Below are 15,248 nucleotides of genomic sequence, written 5' to 3'. Positions count from 1 at the left end.
TGTAGGGGGGATAAAATTTGCGTTATTTTTTTAATCGGTTGGGTTTTTTGCTCATCTCGCTGTGGGCGGCCGTGACGCTCAACTTTATTCTACCGCGACTCATGCCTGGCAACCCGGCAGAGATCATGTTTGCCAAATTTCAGGGGCGTATGCTTCCGCAAGAACTACACGCGCTGGAACTACAATTCGGCTTTAGCAATCAACCCCTTCCGATTCAATATCTTCAATATCTCGGAAATATGATCACGGGGCATTTTGGCCTATCCTTTACGTATTATCCGGTATCTGTCTCGACGGTGATTGCAACGAGTCTGCCTTGGACCATCGGTGCGGTAGGTCTCGCCACACTGCTTTCGGTAATCGTGGGGTCTTTCGGTGGTATCTTGATCGCCTGGCGGCGCGGCGGAATGCTTGATCGAACCCTTCCGATCGCCACGATGTTTTTTCAGGCGATTCCCTATAACTGGAGTGCTTTTATGTTGCTTTTTGTGTTTGGGTTTACGTTAAACTGGTTTCCGATGTATCACAGTTATGGAACGAGTGAGACCCCCGGGTTTAATTGGCCATTTCTTGCGAGCGTCTTGCGCCACGGCGTGCTTCCGGTCGTCACGATTTTTATCAGTGGTGTCAGTGGTTGGATGATTGGGATGCGGAACAACATGATTAACACGCTCGGTGAAGACTACGTCGTGTTTGCAGAAGCCAAGGGTGTCTCTACAAGGCGTTTGATGTTTTCCTATGCGGCGCGCAATGCGTTGCTTCCTCAGGTGACCGGTTTGGCCATTGCGCTCAGTTCGATTGTCGGCGGATCGATTCTCATGGAACAGGTTTTTTCGTATCCAGGCATCGGCTTTCAATTGAACACGGCTGTATCCAACGAAGATTATCCGCTGATTCAAGGGATGTTTCTCATCATCGCGCTATGCGTATTGATCGCAAATTTTATTGTCGACATGATCTATGCGCGGCTTGATCCACGCGTGCGCACAGGGGGGGCGTCTTCGTGATCGCAGAAGCGACGCTCCCAAAACCCCATCCGCCAGTCAGGGATAAAAAGAAACGCTGGAGGAATTTGCGCGCATTTGTACGCCACCCTCAAGCAATTGCGGGAATGAGCATTCTTGGCATCTTTGTCTTTATCGCGCTTTTTGCCCCTTGGATTGCCCGCTATAATCCACAAGCCACAGAATTCCTTCCGTCACAGGGACCGAGCGCAGCACATTGGTTTGGTACGACAAACACGGGCCAAGACTTGTTTTCGCAGTTCGTGTGGGGTACGCAAACGACCCTTATGGTGGGGTTTGGCGGGGGTATGATTCAGTTGATTCTCGCCCTCACCATCGGGATGTACAGCGGCTATAAAGGTGGGGCAATAGACGCCGTACTCAACGTCTTATCGAACATCTTTCTCGTATTGCCAGCGCTTGCGCTGCTTATTGTCATCGAATCGTACATTCGCAACACCACGCCGCTTATCAACGGACTGATTATCGGACTCACTGGGTGGGCGTGGGGCGCACGCGTTTTTCGGGCGCAAACGATGTCTCTCGTGGGGCGCGACTTTGTGGTCGCGGCGAAACTCTCCGGTCAATCCGATTGGCGAATCATGTTCACGGAAATTCTCCCCAATATGTACTCGATCGCCGCCTCCAGTTTTATGTATTCGTGTCTCGGCGCAATTCTCGCAGAGGCGGGACTCGCCTATCTCGGGCTTGAGAACCTGAATTCCAATAGCTGGGGAACGATTCTCTATTGGGCATTCAACGGTGACGCGATGTTGACAGGCGCGTGGTATTGGTTTGTTCCGCCGGGTATCGGGATTGCACTTGTTGGCATGAGCTTTGCATTGATGAACTTTGCGATGGATCAGATCACAAACCCGCGGCTCAGTGTGACGAAGCGAAGGAGGGTGCAACGTGACAGAGCGTAAACCTGTCCTCGAAATCGAACATCTCTCTGTCGCGTACGACTCGCCGCGCGGCCCCGTTCAGGCTGTCAATAACGTGTCGCTTACGATCGATGAGGAGGAGATCGTCGGGTTGGTCGGGGAGTCTGGTTCCGGAAAGTCGACCATGGCGTATGCAATTATGCGTTTGTTAAAGGGCGCGGCATATGTGACGGGCGGTTCCATTAAGATTAACGGCAGGGATGTTTACGGATTATCAAAGCGCGATTTGCGAGCCTTTCGCTGGGCTGAGATGGCGATGGTTTTTCAAAGTGCGATGAGTGCGCTTAATCCGGTCATGACCGTTGAGCAACAGATCGCCGATACGATTCGCAGCCACCAAAAAAAGACTTCATCAGCGGAGATTCGCAAGCGCGCAGAAGAACTCCTCGACCTTGTGCGCATCGATCGAAAGCATCTCAAAAGTTATCCTCATCAACTCTCCGGTGGCATGAAACAGCGCGTAGTGATTGCGATTGCGATTTGTCTTAAACCGTCGCTTGTCATCATGGATGAACCGACGACCGCGCTTGATGTGGTCGTGCAGCGCTCAATTCTGGATCAAATTCAGGAGATTCAACGCGAAGTAAAGTTTGCCATTCTTTTTATCAGTCATGATTTCAGCCTTGTCTCAGAACTGGCTTCGCGCGTGGCGATCATGTATGCAGGACGTGTCGTGGAGTTGACGGATAGCCGCCGGCTTCGCGTAATGGACGATCACCATCCCTATACAGAAGGGTTGTTGCGTGCGATTCCGCGCTTGACAGCGGATGAGGTTATGATCGAGGGCATTCCTGGGAACCCACCGAATCTCGTTGAACTCCCGCGTGGTTGTGCGTTTCATCCGCGTTGCGCGTATGCCACAGAGCGGTGCGCCGTGGAAGAGCCACTTCTTCAAAAGACGAAACAGGCGGAGATCGCGTGTCACCTGTTTCAAGGTCAGGAGGTCTCTTACCATGTCTGATGATACGCTTCTACGTGTAGACGAGCTTGTCGTACGCTTTCCGATCAAGGCGAACGGCCAGAAATTATACATTCGTCCAGTCGATCGCGTATCATTCTCCATTCGCGCGGGAGAGGTTCTCGCGTTAGTCGGAGAATCGGGAAGCGGCAAGACAACGATCGGGAAAACCATGATGCGCATTCTTGAACCGGCGAGCGGCTCGATTCTGTTTGATCAAAAAGAGGTTGGGCATGTGCGGGGAAAGGAATTGATGGAATATCGCACGAGTGTTCAAATGATCTTTCAAGATCCGTTTGGCTCACTGAACCCTGTACGAACCATTGAGCAACATCTTCAGTTCCCGCTTCAAAAGCACCAAGGGTTGCGTGGCCAGGCGCTTGGTCTGCGAATCACAGATCTGTTAGAGCAGGTGGGGTTGACGCCCGTTGCAGAGACGCGGGTAAAATATCCGCACGAGTTGTCGGGTGGACAGCGACAGCGTGTCGCGATTGCGCGCGCGCTTGCAGTGGGACCGCGCTTTCTAGTGGCGGATGAGCCGATCTCGATGCTGGATGTCTCCATTCGCGCGGGGATTCTTAAACTCATGAATGAGTTAAAGGAGCAGTATCGACTGGCTTTTCTCTACATCACACACGATCTCGCGTCTGCACGCTATTTTGGCGATCGCATCATGGTAATGTATGGGGGTAAAATTATGGAGAGTGCAGATTCGCGCGAATTGCTGCGCAAACCTCTCCATCCATATACACAGCTGTTGCTCGCAGCGACACCGGGTCACGAGGAGAAGCGGGCGTTGCCAGAAACAAGCAATCTGCCCCCGAATTTGACGGAGTCTCGCAAAGGTTGTCCGTTTGCCGCGCGCTGCCCTCACGTCACGGGACGGTGCGAACAGGAAGAGCCAGCACTAGAAGAAGTCGCAGAATCACACGCGGTTGCCTGTCATCTCGTGTCAGCTTGATTTCTGGCTGAGGATGATGTGCAGGAAGGGGGAAGCTGATCTATGCCTTCCATTCGGGATGTGGCAGAAAAAGCGGGTGTATCGATCACGGCAGTTTCACGCGCACTGAATGACTATCCAGACATCAACGCGGACACAAAGGCGCGCATTCTTCGTGTCGTTGAAGAGATGCGCTATTATCCAAAGGCGTCTGCGCGCAGTTTGGTCATGAATAAATCAAATATCGTTGGCGTGTATTATCCAACGCGTGATGGAATTGGATTTCAACAGCCATTTATCGGGACGATGCTTGATATTTTTAAAGATGAGATCGGAAAGCTCGGTTATGACTTGATGATTCTCGGAAATTCCACGGCTCCTTTTGACAGCTTCAGCCTGCTTGAACGCGTGAAGCACCGCGAGATCGATGGGGTGGTATTGCTCGGGAAAACGGATGGGACGATCGAACAGTTGGCTCAGTCAAACGTTCCGCTTGTGGGCATCGACCACTTTGTCGCAGGGCCGCGTTGTGGTTCTGTGACATCGGAAAACCGCCGCGCGATGCATGATGCGGTGGTGCGTCTCGCACGCGCTGGATATGAAAGAATTGCGTTTGCGCACGGCCCTCTAGATTTGCCAGTCGCAGTGGAACGGTTGCAGGGATTTTACAGTGGGATGACGGCGATTGGGCGTGCAGTGGAGCGTGCGTGGGTTGTGGACGGAGATTTCTCGGTTGACGGCGGGATTGCAGCTGCAAAGACGCTTATGGCATGCGATCCGTTGCCAGACGTTGTGCTTTGTGCAGCGGACATCACAGCGATCGGGATGATGCAGGCGTTTTTTCGATCGGGCATCTCGATCCCGGATGATGTGAGTTTGGTCGGCTTTGATGATATTGCTGCGGCGAGTTACGTCTATCCTCCACTTACGACGATTCGACAAGACGTGAATGGGCTTGGAAAGCATGCCGCGCAGATGATGGTTGACTTGATTGAAGGCGGAAGCGATGCACTTCCGATGCACTACGTGTTGCCTACCGAGCTTATTGTTCGCAGCAGCACAAGACAGATGTGACACATCGATGAGATGCGATTGTGCCTATGATGCTAGAGAAAATGGGGGACGGATCTTGGGGATCACATTATGGAGTGACGGGATGAGAACAAATTTTCCAAAGGATTTTGTGTGGGGGGTCGCGACGTCTTCCTATCAGATTGAGGGTGGAGTGAACGAGGGGGGGCGTGGCTCTACGATCTGGGATGACTTTTGCGCCATGTCCGACGCAATCGTTGATAACTCGGACGGAGCGGTTGCCTGTGATCATTACCATCGCTATCGCGAGGACTTCGCCCTGATGCGTTCAATGGGGATTAAGCATTACAGACTCTCACTGGCGTGGTCTCGACTGTTTCCGAATGGAGACGGTGAAATAAACCGAGATGGAATTGACTTTTACAATAGCCTCTTAGATGCACTTGAAGAATCCGGGATTGAACCGATGGTAACACTGTATCATTGGGATTTGCCGTCGGCGCTTCAGGAGCGGGGAGGTTGGGCCAGTCGAGAGACGGTCTACGCATTTGAGCGTTACGCGAAAGCGGTCTTTGAGCATTTCGGTCATCGGGTGAAAATGTTTATCACACACAATGAACCATGGTGCACCGCCTTTCTCGGACACGGGATCGGCATTCACGCACCGGGGATTCGCGATCACGCACAAATGCTTGACGTTGCGCATCACCTGATGCTTTCACATGGACTCGCGGTTCAGGCATTTCGCGCGATGGGTTGTGCGGGGCAGATTGGCATCACACTCAATCTAAGCCAGGTGTATTCTGAAACAGAGCGACCGGTGGACATTCTCGCGGCAGAGCGAATCGGTGTTTTTCACAACGGGTGGTTTCTCGATCCAATTCTTCTGGGAAGGTACTCCGATTTGTTTGGCGAAGTCTTTGGGCAGATGCCTGCGGTCATGCAGGAAGGCGATCTTGACGTGATCGCGCAACCGATTGATTTTTTGGGGATTAACTATTACTCATATCGTGTGGTGGTGCATGATGAGAACAGTGTGCAATTCAATGCACGAGATGTTACACCGCACGATCGCGTTACAGACATGGATTGGCCGATTCTTGGGAGCGGTTTGCGCGATTTACTTTTGGATCTGCACAAGACATACGGGAATGTGCCGCTCTACATCACAGAGAATGGTTGTGCGCAGGTCGACTGCCTCGAAGGGGGCCGTGTGCATGACCCTTTGCGTATTGACTATTTTCGTGAACATCTGGCGGCGATTAGCGAAGCGCTGTATCAAGGAGTACCGCTGCGTGGCTATTACGCGTGGACGTTTATGGACAATTTCGAGTGGAGCTACGGGTATACAAAAACGTTTGGGCTGGTTTATGTCGATCGGACGACACAGGAGCGGATTCCTAAAGACAGCGCCTTTTGGTACGCTGATTTTATTCGCTCATTTGATTTTTGACGCGGTAGCGGTATGATTTGCATTCCCTGAAACGGGGATGTATAATCATGAAGTTACTTGGAGCTGTGGTGTAGTGGCCTAACATGCCTGCCTGTCACGCAGGAGATCGCGGGTTCGAATCCCGTCAGCTCCGCCATAGTGCGGTGATTGCGTTCTTCGGCGCGATCGCCGCATTATTTTATTTCTGGAGGTGACCGTGTGTATCACATTCTGGTCGTTGAAGACGAAGAGGCGATCTCAGACATTCTCCAGTTTCACCTTGAAAAGGCTGGTTATCAAGTGATTGCGGCAGCCGATGGAGAAGAGGCGATTCACGTGGCGCGTGAACAGTCAATGGATCTCGTGCTGCTTGATGTGATGCTCCCGAAAAAAGACGGCTACGAAGTTTGCAGAGAAATTCGTCAGTTTTCACAAGTTCCGATTATCATGCTGACGGCGCGGGACTCCGAAGTGGATAAAGTTTTGGGGCTTGAACTCGGTGCGGATGATTATGTGACGAAGCCGTTTAGTTCGCGAGAACTGATGGCTCGTGTCAAAGCGAACTTGCGCAGAATGGCGCAATCTGACGAGAATCAAACGGTTACGAGTCGAGAACAGATTGTCCATGGTGATTTGCGAATTGATATGAACCTTATCCAGGTGTTTCGCAACGGAGTCGAGATTCCCCTGACGCACCGTGAGTTTGAGCTTTTGTTATTTCTCGTCAAACACCCAGGTGTCGTATTCAGTCGTACACAACTGCTTCAGGATGTTTGGGGATACGATTATCTTGGGGATGAGCGGACTGTTGATGTGACGGTTCGCCGCATGCGCGAGAAGTTAGAGATTGATCCAAGCAACCCCGTCTATCTTTTAACGCGGCGCGGGACGGGCTATTTCTTTCGCAAGCCATGATTCGGCGCAGGCGTGTGACGCAAAGCCAGACCGTTAGGCCTGCTGTGCGCCGCTTTCCCTTTTTTTCGAGCGTGCGCTGGAAGCTGCTTGTCGTATATTTGCTGTTGATTCTTTTTGCCATGCAATTGATTGGTGCCTATTTTGTGCAATCGCTACATCACTATTTTGTCGATGCCTTCGAGCGATCGATTTCTCAGGAAGCTACCTTTCTATCAAGTACACTTCAACCCACGCTTGGCGCCAATCGTCCGCTTGGATTCTATAGTCGCGATCTCGTGCATGCGATCGCCCACATATCAAACGCTACAATCTATGTTCTTGACAAAGACGGCAATGTTCTGGCAACGTCTGGCAATCCGTATCTGGTTGGACTCAAACGTGTGGATCCTGAAGTGACGAGCGCACTGCTTGGCTTACAGGACACGCAAATTGCGCTCGACCCATCCACATCTCAGCGGCAGCTCTACTTTTCCCAACCTCTTCGCTATCATGGCCAGATTGTCGGGGCCGTGGAGTTTGTCGCGCCGATGCAGTCGGTCGATCACTCCATCTCAATAATTACGCTTCTATTTGCCACGGGAACGCTGCTTGCTTTGGCGCTCACCGCGTTTTTGGCGGTCATTATCGCGCAAACGATCACAGGGCCCATCGCAGCGATTACACAGCGTACGCGCGAATTGGCGGCGGGTAATTTTGACTCAATGGTACAGGTTCGTTCCAATGATGAGATTGGAGAACTCGCTTCGACATTCAATATGCTGACTCGCAGATTGCAGCAGTCGATTGCGAATACGGAGCGAGAAAAGGGACGTTTGCAAGCCGTTATGTCGAACATGAGTGAAGGCGTGATCGCTGTAGACCAAAAGTTCCGCGTGCTTTTGCTGAATCCTGCGGCGGGTAGGCTGTTGGGACGAGCATCTGAACAGCTGGTGGGTGAAGTCATCACAGCGCACCTCGACGTGGATGGCGCCCGCGCGGAGCCGATGATTGTGGATTTGTTGGGGCGTTTTGTAGAAGTGTCTCTGACAGCGCTTCAGAGAAGATCCAGTCGCGCGGATTCAAGAGAGACGAGAGAGGATTTTGACGGTTATCTGATCGTGTTGCGCGATGTGACGGCGGAGACGAGGTTAGAAGAGTCGCGCAAACGGTTTGTCGCTGACGTTTCCCATGAACTGCGAACACCGATCACATCACTGAAGAGCTATTTGGAAGCGTTACTGGAAGGCGCGCGCGAAGACCCTGTGACAGAGGACAAGTTTCTTCGCGTGATGGAGCGTGAGACGGATCGCATGGCTCGCTTGATTCGGGATCTTCTGCAACTATCGCGCTTTGACAGTGGGTATGAAGCGCTTCACTGTGAACCTATTCCTGTCGAAGTGTTGCTTCATCGCGTGACAGAGCGGTTTTCGCTACTCGCTTTTCAGTCGAATATCCAATTCATCACGAGGCTTGGCGACAAGGGTGTGTGGGTCAAGATCGATCGCGACCGCATTGAACAAGCGATCGATAACATCATCTCCAATGCGCTTAAGTATACGCCATCAGGCGGAAAGATCACGGTTGATGCACAGGTTGATGAGACGAAAACATGGCTTCATCTCACCATCTCTGACACAGGGCCAGGCATTGATCCGCGAGAACTGCCACATATTTTTGAGCGTTTTTATCGTGTCGATCTCTCGCGGGCGCGCCAGTTGGGCGGAAGTGGCTTGGGACTTTCAATTGCCAAAGAAATCATCGAGGCGCATGGTGGCGCGATTCGCGCGACAAGTGCGCGTAATGAAGGGACATCCTTCGAGATTGAACTTCCGACTTGTGAAGGGGATGTTGAAGATGAGCAGGCGTAAGCGGTTCAGCTTCTCTCCTGCGCGCCGCTTCTGGCAGTGGGTTTCAACGCCGCTTCTAATTCTTGCCGTACTTGCGAGCGTCCTTTTTACATTTCTTATTTGGTTTGGTTCGCCAATCCCTGTGCAGAGTGCGCGCACAGGTTTTTACACGAGTCCTAAACTGGGTGCGCCAAGCACCTTGACGCGTTTGTTTTTGCCACACCAAGTTTGGCTCTGGACGGGTCATCAACAACTTTATTCGTATCCAGTACAGAGCGGCTTTGTCTCAAAGCTCTTGTCTGCGTTGCACGGTGCAACGACGGTGACCGTCGCGCCTGCGAAAACAGCCAAAGTGCGCGGAGGAACGAGTTATCTTGAACTCGATTACGCTACTTCTGGTGAGGTGGGCTCTCCCATTCAGGATCTGTTTCCTTCGCTGAAACAGGCGCTGTCTGTCCGGAGTGTGTACATAAAGCCAGACGCCAAGCGTGACACGCTGAATCTTATTGCCGTGGATCAGCAAGGTGCTGCGTTTGATCTGCGCGCGTCGGGCGTTCAACTGCGCGGGTTGTCGCTTACCGTGCCAGGCATATCCGCAGTTCCATACGCCCAAATCCCGATCAATGGACGAGAGATCCGACTTCCGTACACCAATTCCATCATGCCCATCGAGGTCTGGCTATTGAAGCAGCAGGACATCAGCGGAGTCATCGATTCTTATTTTGCTGATCCCAGTGCCGTGATTCCGATTGTCGATAAGAACCATAAAACGCTGTATACAGACGGATTGCGTGCGGTTTGGCTTTCTACGACAAGTTTTGGGCCGACCATCACCTATCGCAATCCGCAAACGGGAAATGTGATTCCACGGACAGGTCACTCACCGCTTGACACCGCCGTTCAATTTATCAATGACCACGGCGGCTTTTTAAGCAACCAAACCTCTCAGGGAATCTCCGCCATCAAACGTTCGACAGATATGACAGAGATTCTCTTTTCGCTCTCTGAAGGTGGATTTCCTGTGTTTGGACAGTTTGGATCTATGCAGTGCATTGTAAACAATGGCTGGGTGGTGACGTATCGGCGCGCGCTTGTTGAGCCCTCTATTCTCGAGGAGACACAGCCGCTGCATATTTTATCAGGTGTTCAACTCTTGAACCTTCTGAATCCGCGTGAATTAGGCAAGATTCGCAGCATCAAGCTTGGCTACGGGACGACGCTTTTCAGTTCAACTGCGATCGAACTCTTTCCGGTTTATCAGATTACGTACTCGTATGGAAGGGTTTATGTCAATGCGACAGATGGACAGGTCTTTCACGGAACGGGGATGACTCCATGGACTTCGGTCGAGTAAAAGCCATTCTCACAGTCGTTTTTTTGCTCCTAAACGCCTTTCTCATTCCGCAATGGCTTTATCAACAAACGGATGTGGGCGTATACACGCAACAGTATGCGGATCAACTTGCAAGCATTCGTGCAGATCTCGCGCAACACAATGTCCAGTTGCACGCAGTGGTGCCTTTGATCGACCCGCAAATGTCGGAGTTGCGCGTGATTCCTGATCAGACTCGTGTGTCTGTGCTCGCCCAGTCGATTTTTGGGACGCACAGGCATTTGCGAGTGGTAAAGAACGGGGTGATCATTGGAATGGGAGGGAAGTTACAAATGATGGGGGCAGGGCATTTTCGCGTGACGTTGAGCCCGCCCCAGGGAATTGAGCAGGGGTTTCTAAAAGGAGATTTGGCAAAGCGCGTCAAAGCCATCATCGACAAACACGGATACAATACTGCAGACTATCAGTTGTTTCGAATTGAAGGCGGGAAGGTGCGGCATACTCTGCTTTTTGCGCAGATATTTGGCGGGTATCCTGATTTTTCAAACTTGCTGAGGGCACAGGTTGACCACAATACATTGACGGAGTATCTACAGTCGATGGTGGATATTCAGCAGACGTACCCGCCGCGTACGGTGATGAGTGCGCTCAGCGCGCTTTTGTCGGTAGTCTCGTACATGGACAAGATGAACTATCACGAGGATAATAGCATTATTGACATGCGTCTAGGATACGTGAGCTTTATTACTTCAAATCAAGGGTACATTTTGGCGCCAGTTTGGCGTATTGCAACGTTAAAACAGGTATTTTATGTTCACGCGTTTTCGGGTGAAGTCGGGGTGGGAAACATTTCATGAGATGTAGTGTATTGGCGAGTGGAAGTACTGGAAATGCTGTTTATATTGAAACGGATCATACGAGAATCCTTTTGGACGCGGGAATTGGTCTTCGCCAGTTGCAGCAGGCTTTTGCGACGATCGGGGTTGATCCGGCAACGCTTGATGCGGTTTTAATCACGCATGAACACTCTGATCACATCAAGGGGTTGGCAGCATTTCTTCGAAAATATGATATGCCAATGTATACATCTGACGGAACATGGTCTCACATTGCTCGCCTGTTTTCGGAAAAGCAGGAGGTGAAGCCGCGCAGCATCAAGGCGGGCATACCGTTTTCACTTGGAGAGTTTGTGATCGAACCGTTTGCACTTCCACACGATGCGGAAGAACCGCTGGGATTCTGTGTCTATGCACAAGGAGAGAAGCTGGTTCTGGCTACCGATTTGGGTTATGCGAGTGAGCGCATATGTTCAGTCGCGCGCGGCGCACACACATTGATTCTCGAATCGAACCACGATATTGACATGTTGAGAACAGGCGCCTATCCGTGGCATTTAAAGCGGCGTATTCTTGGCGATAAGGGTCATCTCTCCAATGCGGCGGCTGGAGAGTGTCTGCTTGACATTGTCACGGAGGATACACAGACGGTTTATTTGGCGCATCTCAGCAAAGAGAACAATCGACCCGAGATTGCAAAAGAAACGGTTGCGACGATGCTTTCGCGTGACGCCGCGCGTACAGAGTCGATTATGTTGCGCTCAACCAGTCCGGTTGCACCAACCGCGCTTGCACCTGTGTGTGTTGCGCGATAAACCTTCAGTCTGTGCGGTGCGTTGGAAACCGCTAGTTTGTGCGCGCGTGATTTTTCTATAATCTGTAAAGCGAAGCGACGGTCAAGGGGGTTAAGCGATGGGCTATTACGATGACGGGGAGTTTCGCAGTGAACGGCGACCGCGTTCGGGTGCCGGAAAATGGATTGCAGTGGCGGTCGTTTCGGCGTTGATCGGTTCGGGATCGACACTGGCGGCGGGAGTCTTTCTTCTTAATAACTCTGGTGTGATTGCCGCTGCGACAGATGCCAATTTACAGCCAGCCTCAGCGCGCGCGGCCCAAAACATTTCCGTCAATGTAAATGATGGGATCGTCTCGGCTGTTCGTAAAGTCACACCAGCTGTCGTCGGTGTGATCAATATGCAATATGCACCAAACGCCACAGGCACAGCCAACGTCTTGCAAGAGGCGGGGGTGGGTTCGGGCGTCATCTTTGATCCGCGCGGGTATATTGTGACGAATAATCACGTGGTAGAAGGCGCCACAAAGGTTGAAGTGGTGCTTCATGACGGACGCCATGTCTACGCGACGGTGGTGGGCACGGATCCATACACAGACTTGGCTGTTTTGAAGATTCCCGGAAGTGACATTAAGGCGCGCAATGTAGCGGTGTTTGGGAATTCGGCACTGCTTGAGCCGGGGGATCCCGCGATTGCGATTGGAAATCCGGCTGGACTCGATTTTAGCGACAGTGTGACAGTTGGCGTGATTAGCGCGACACAACGCACAATGCCAGTGCAGGATGAGGCGACAGGACAGGTGATTGGCGAAGAAACGGTGCTGCAAACGGATGCGGCGATCAATCCAGGCAATTCTGGTGGCCCACTGTGTAACATCGATGGACAGGTCATTGGAATCAACAGTTCAAAGATCGTCGCCAAGGGATTTGAGGGCATGGGGTTTTCGATTCCTATCAATGAGGTGCGAACGATTGCGTCGGAAATTGTAAAGACGGGACATGCTTCCCACCCGGCGCTTGGCATTGAGGGTGAATCACTGGCGGCTGTGCCGCAAGAGTATCAGCCGAATGTTCCTGTGAATTATGGAGTTTGGGTATACAAGGTTGACAGCAGTTCGGCGAAGGCTTCTGGCATTGAACACGGCGATGTCATCGTTGGGATCAACCAGTACAAGATCACGGGCTTCTCTGATCTGCGCGCGGTGCTTTGGGATCATTTTAAAGCGGGCGATAAGGTTCAGGTCACCTATTATCGCGGGCAGCAGAAATTCACATCATCACTTGTGCTAGGCCAACTCCCGCCGTATCAACCACCGACGACGTCGAACAACAGTGGTGGAGGGTCATTCGTGATTCCGAATCCATTTTCAGGTGGAGGCGGCAGTGGCAGCGGAAATGGCAGTGGGTTTACGTTTCCGTGATCGCTCGAAACGCGTATGGCAGGGAGCGGTGCAACATGCATTTCACATCGCAGGCGCGTGGCAGATTGAACAAAATGGGCGATGGGGGATTACGGTTTTATGCAGATCGTCCTCTTGGCGGTTGGCAAGATAAAAGAGCGCTATTGGCGAGATGCGGAAGCCGAGTATCGAAAGCGGCTGTCTCCTTACGCGTCGGTTCAGGTGATCGAGGTTGCAGACGAGGCGGACGGGAAAGAGATCGATCGGGCGCTTGAGGCTGAAGGTGCTCGACTGCTGTCGCAGCTTCGCGAACGTGACTATGTTGTCGCGCTCGCGATCGAAGGTGAGGCCGTCACATCACCACAATTGGCGACTCGGTTAGAGAACGTGATTGCGCGCGGGGCGGGCCGCTATGTGTTTGTCATTGGCGGATCAAACGGCCTCTCACCCGCGGTACTGAAGCGGGCGGATTGGCACTTGAGTTTTTCACAGTTCACGTTTCCGCACCAGATGATGAGGACGATGTTGCTGGAGCAGATCTATCGCGCGTTTCGCATCAATCAGGGAGCGGCGTATCACAAGTGACTTGCGTGCACGCCACGGACAGTCTCACCAGCGGTCGCGGTCAGGAGTTTTCAGCCTCCACGTCTTTCAGGAACGCTTTTAAGATGCGGGCGAATTCTTCCGGTTCTTCTTGGATGGTCATGTGCGCGCTGTGTTCAAAAACGTGAAAGCGCGCTCCGGCTACCAAGCTGGCGTAATAGGCGGTCGTCTCAGGTGAGGCCTCGTCATATCTACCGCATGTGAAAAGACTTGGTAGCGTCAACTCGCTCAAGCGCCCTGTCACGTCAAAGGTTTTCAGTGTTCCTGTCACCGTAAACTCCGACGCGCCCCACATGGTTTGATAGACTTGATGGTTGGTGACGGCAAACGCGTCAAGAATGGTTTGTGGCCAAGGATCGAGTCGACAAACGTGACGCTTATAAAAAAGCATCATTGCATCTTGATACGCCTCTGAATCGGTTGTTCCTTCACGCTCGCAGCGTTCAATCACATTCTGGACATGTTGAGGAAACGCTTTTAAGTACGCCCGCTGATCGCGCTCCCACAGCGGTGCGCTGAGCGCTGGACTCGAAAAGGTGACGCTGTGAACACCCACCGGTTTTGTGGGCATCGCAAGGGTGGTTTCGCCGTGCTCACGCTTTACAGTGCCATCGACCAAGCTGCCGTTTGCAAAGCCCAGGAGATACGCCGCCGCGAGCATGGTGCCCCACGAGTGGCCGAGAAGATGCACCTCAGTGAGTCCAAGCGCTGACCTGACTTGTCCGAGTTCTTCAACGAAGCGCTCAACCTTCCAGAGGGAGGGATCAGTCGGACGGTCCGACTTGCCGCTGCCGAGTTGGTCATAGTGAATCACAGGGCGCTGTTCACCCAGGGTTTGAATAGAGTCAGATGCCATGGTTGAACTGCCAGGACCACCGTGCATCACGAGAAGTGGAATCCCTTCTCCGTCTCCCGTCTTGCGATACCATACGTTGCCGCCTGTCACTGGAATGAATCCCTCGGTAAATTTCGTCATTGATTGGACTCCTTTATTCTTCCAGTTTCGGAAGGGGCAGGGCTCATCACTTTGAGCTTTTGCTCAACAAGCTCGTACCGAAATCCGTCATCCTGCAAACCCGCATATTCTTCATACGTCATAGGTTGTTCATGAGCGAGGAGATTCTTTCGATCCTTCAATGGAACACCTCTGATCCACCATGAGTTATGCAGTTGTCCCCAATAATTGGGTATTGGTAGGTTCAAACCATCTCATTTCCAGTTTCGTTGGCCAA

Annotated in this window: 14 protein-coding genes and 1 tRNA gene; 14 read left to right on the top strand and 1 reads right to left on the bottom strand. The window is 52.1% G+C overall.

From position 1 onward, the window contains the following. Window positions 1-17 precede the first annotated feature (17 nt). From ATW55_RS10650 to rlmH, 14 genes are all read left to right on the top strand, one after another. Complete coding sequence (locus tag ATW55_RS10650; protein WP_067717097.1) at window positions 18-1,007, top strand: ABC transporter permease; 990 nt, start codon at window positions 18-20, stop codon at window positions 1,005-1,007. Then, window positions 1,004-1,930, top strand: a complete 927-nt coding sequence (locus ATW55_RS10645) for an ABC transporter permease (RefSeq protein WP_067717094.1) — start codon at window positions 1,004-1,006, stop codon at window positions 1,928-1,930. Before ATW55_RS10650 ends, ATW55_RS10645 begins: the two co-directional genes overlap by 4 nt. Next, window positions 1,917-2,909, top strand: a complete 993-nt coding sequence (locus ATW55_RS10640) for an ABC transporter ATP-binding protein (RefSeq protein ID WP_067717090.1) — start codon at window positions 1,917-1,919, stop codon at window positions 2,907-2,909. Before ATW55_RS10645 ends, ATW55_RS10640 begins: the two co-directional genes overlap by 14 nt. Further along, a complete protein-coding gene (locus tag ATW55_RS10635) occupies window positions 2,902-3,867 on the top strand; it encodes an ABC transporter ATP-binding protein (RefSeq protein ID WP_067717086.1) in 966 nt (321 codons plus the stop codon). Before ATW55_RS10640 ends, ATW55_RS10635 begins: the two co-directional genes overlap by 8 nt. Before the next feature lie 42 nt (window positions 3,868-3,909). Beyond that, complete coding sequence (locus ATW55_RS10630; protein ID WP_067717082.1) at window positions 3,910-4,920, top strand: LacI family DNA-binding transcriptional regulator; 1,011 nt, start codon at window positions 3,910-3,912, stop codon at window positions 4,918-4,920. A gap of 82 nt (window positions 4,921-5,002) precedes the next feature. Next, window positions 5,003-6,331 (top strand): GH1 family beta-glucosidase, encoded by a 1,329-nt coding sequence (locus ATW55_RS10625; RefSeq protein ID WP_067717078.1) that lies wholly within the window; start codon window positions 5,003-5,005, stop codon window positions 6,329-6,331. A gap of 59 nt (window positions 6,332-6,390) precedes the next feature. Then, window positions 6,391-6,467: transfer RNA gene (locus ATW55_RS10620), tRNA-Asp, on the top strand. 62 nt (window positions 6,468-6,529) lie between these two features. Then, window positions 6,530-7,225, top strand: a complete 696-nt coding sequence (locus ATW55_RS10615) for a response regulator (protein ID WP_067717074.1) — start codon at window positions 6,530-6,532, stop codon at window positions 7,223-7,225. Between the two features lie 14 nt (window positions 7,226-7,239). Then, a complete protein-coding gene (locus ATW55_RS10610) occupies window positions 7,240-9,072 on the top strand; it encodes an ATP-binding protein (RefSeq protein WP_160327226.1) in 1,833 nt (610 codons plus the stop codon). Continuing rightward, a complete protein-coding gene (gene yycH, locus ATW55_RS10605) occupies window positions 9,059-10,405 on the top strand; it encodes a two-component system activity regulator YycH (protein ID WP_067717067.1) in 1,347 nt (448 codons plus the stop codon). The genes ATW55_RS10610 and yycH overlap by 14 nt, the downstream gene beginning before the upstream one ends. Then, window positions 10,387-11,241, top strand: coding sequence for a two-component system regulatory protein YycI (gene yycI / locus ATW55_RS10600; protein WP_067717064.1), 855 nt, complete (start codon window positions 10,387-10,389; stop codon window positions 11,239-11,241). The genes yycH and yycI overlap by 19 nt, the downstream gene beginning before the upstream one ends. Continuing rightward, complete coding sequence (locus ATW55_RS10595) at window positions 11,238-12,035, top strand: MBL fold metallo-hydrolase (RefSeq protein ID WP_067717061.1); 798 nt, start codon at window positions 11,238-11,240, stop codon at window positions 12,033-12,035. The genes yycI and ATW55_RS10595 overlap by 4 nt, the downstream gene beginning before the upstream one ends. Window positions 12,036-12,132: 97 nt before the next feature. Continuing rightward, entirely contained in the window at window positions 12,133-13,434 is a 1,302-nt protein-coding gene (locus tag ATW55_RS10590; protein WP_082685758.1) for a S1C family serine protease, read from the top strand. A 99-nt stretch (window positions 13,435-13,533) separates the two neighbouring features. After that, window positions 13,534-13,998, top strand: a complete 465-nt coding sequence (gene rlmH / locus ATW55_RS10585; protein WP_067717056.1) for a 23S rRNA (pseudouridine(1915)-N(3))-methyltransferase RlmH — start codon at window positions 13,534-13,536, stop codon at window positions 13,996-13,998. Window positions 13,999-14,038: 40 nt separating this feature from the next. Here the strand turns inward: rlmH and ATW55_RS10580 are convergent, their stop codons facing one another. After that, window positions 14,039-14,992, bottom strand: a complete 954-nt coding sequence (locus ATW55_RS10580; protein ID WP_067717052.1) for an alpha/beta fold hydrolase — start codon at window positions 14,990-14,992, stop codon at window positions 14,039-14,041. Window positions 14,993-15,248: the final 256 nt, after the last annotated feature.

Source organism: Ferroacidibacillus organovorans (assembly GCF_001516615.1).
Lineage (GTDB): Bacteria > Bacillota > Bacilli > Alicyclobacillales > SLC66 > Ferroacidibacillus > Ferroacidibacillus ferrooxidans_B.
Note: the sequence above shows the minus strand (reverse complement) of the source record. Positions and strands in the feature narration are given on the sequence as shown.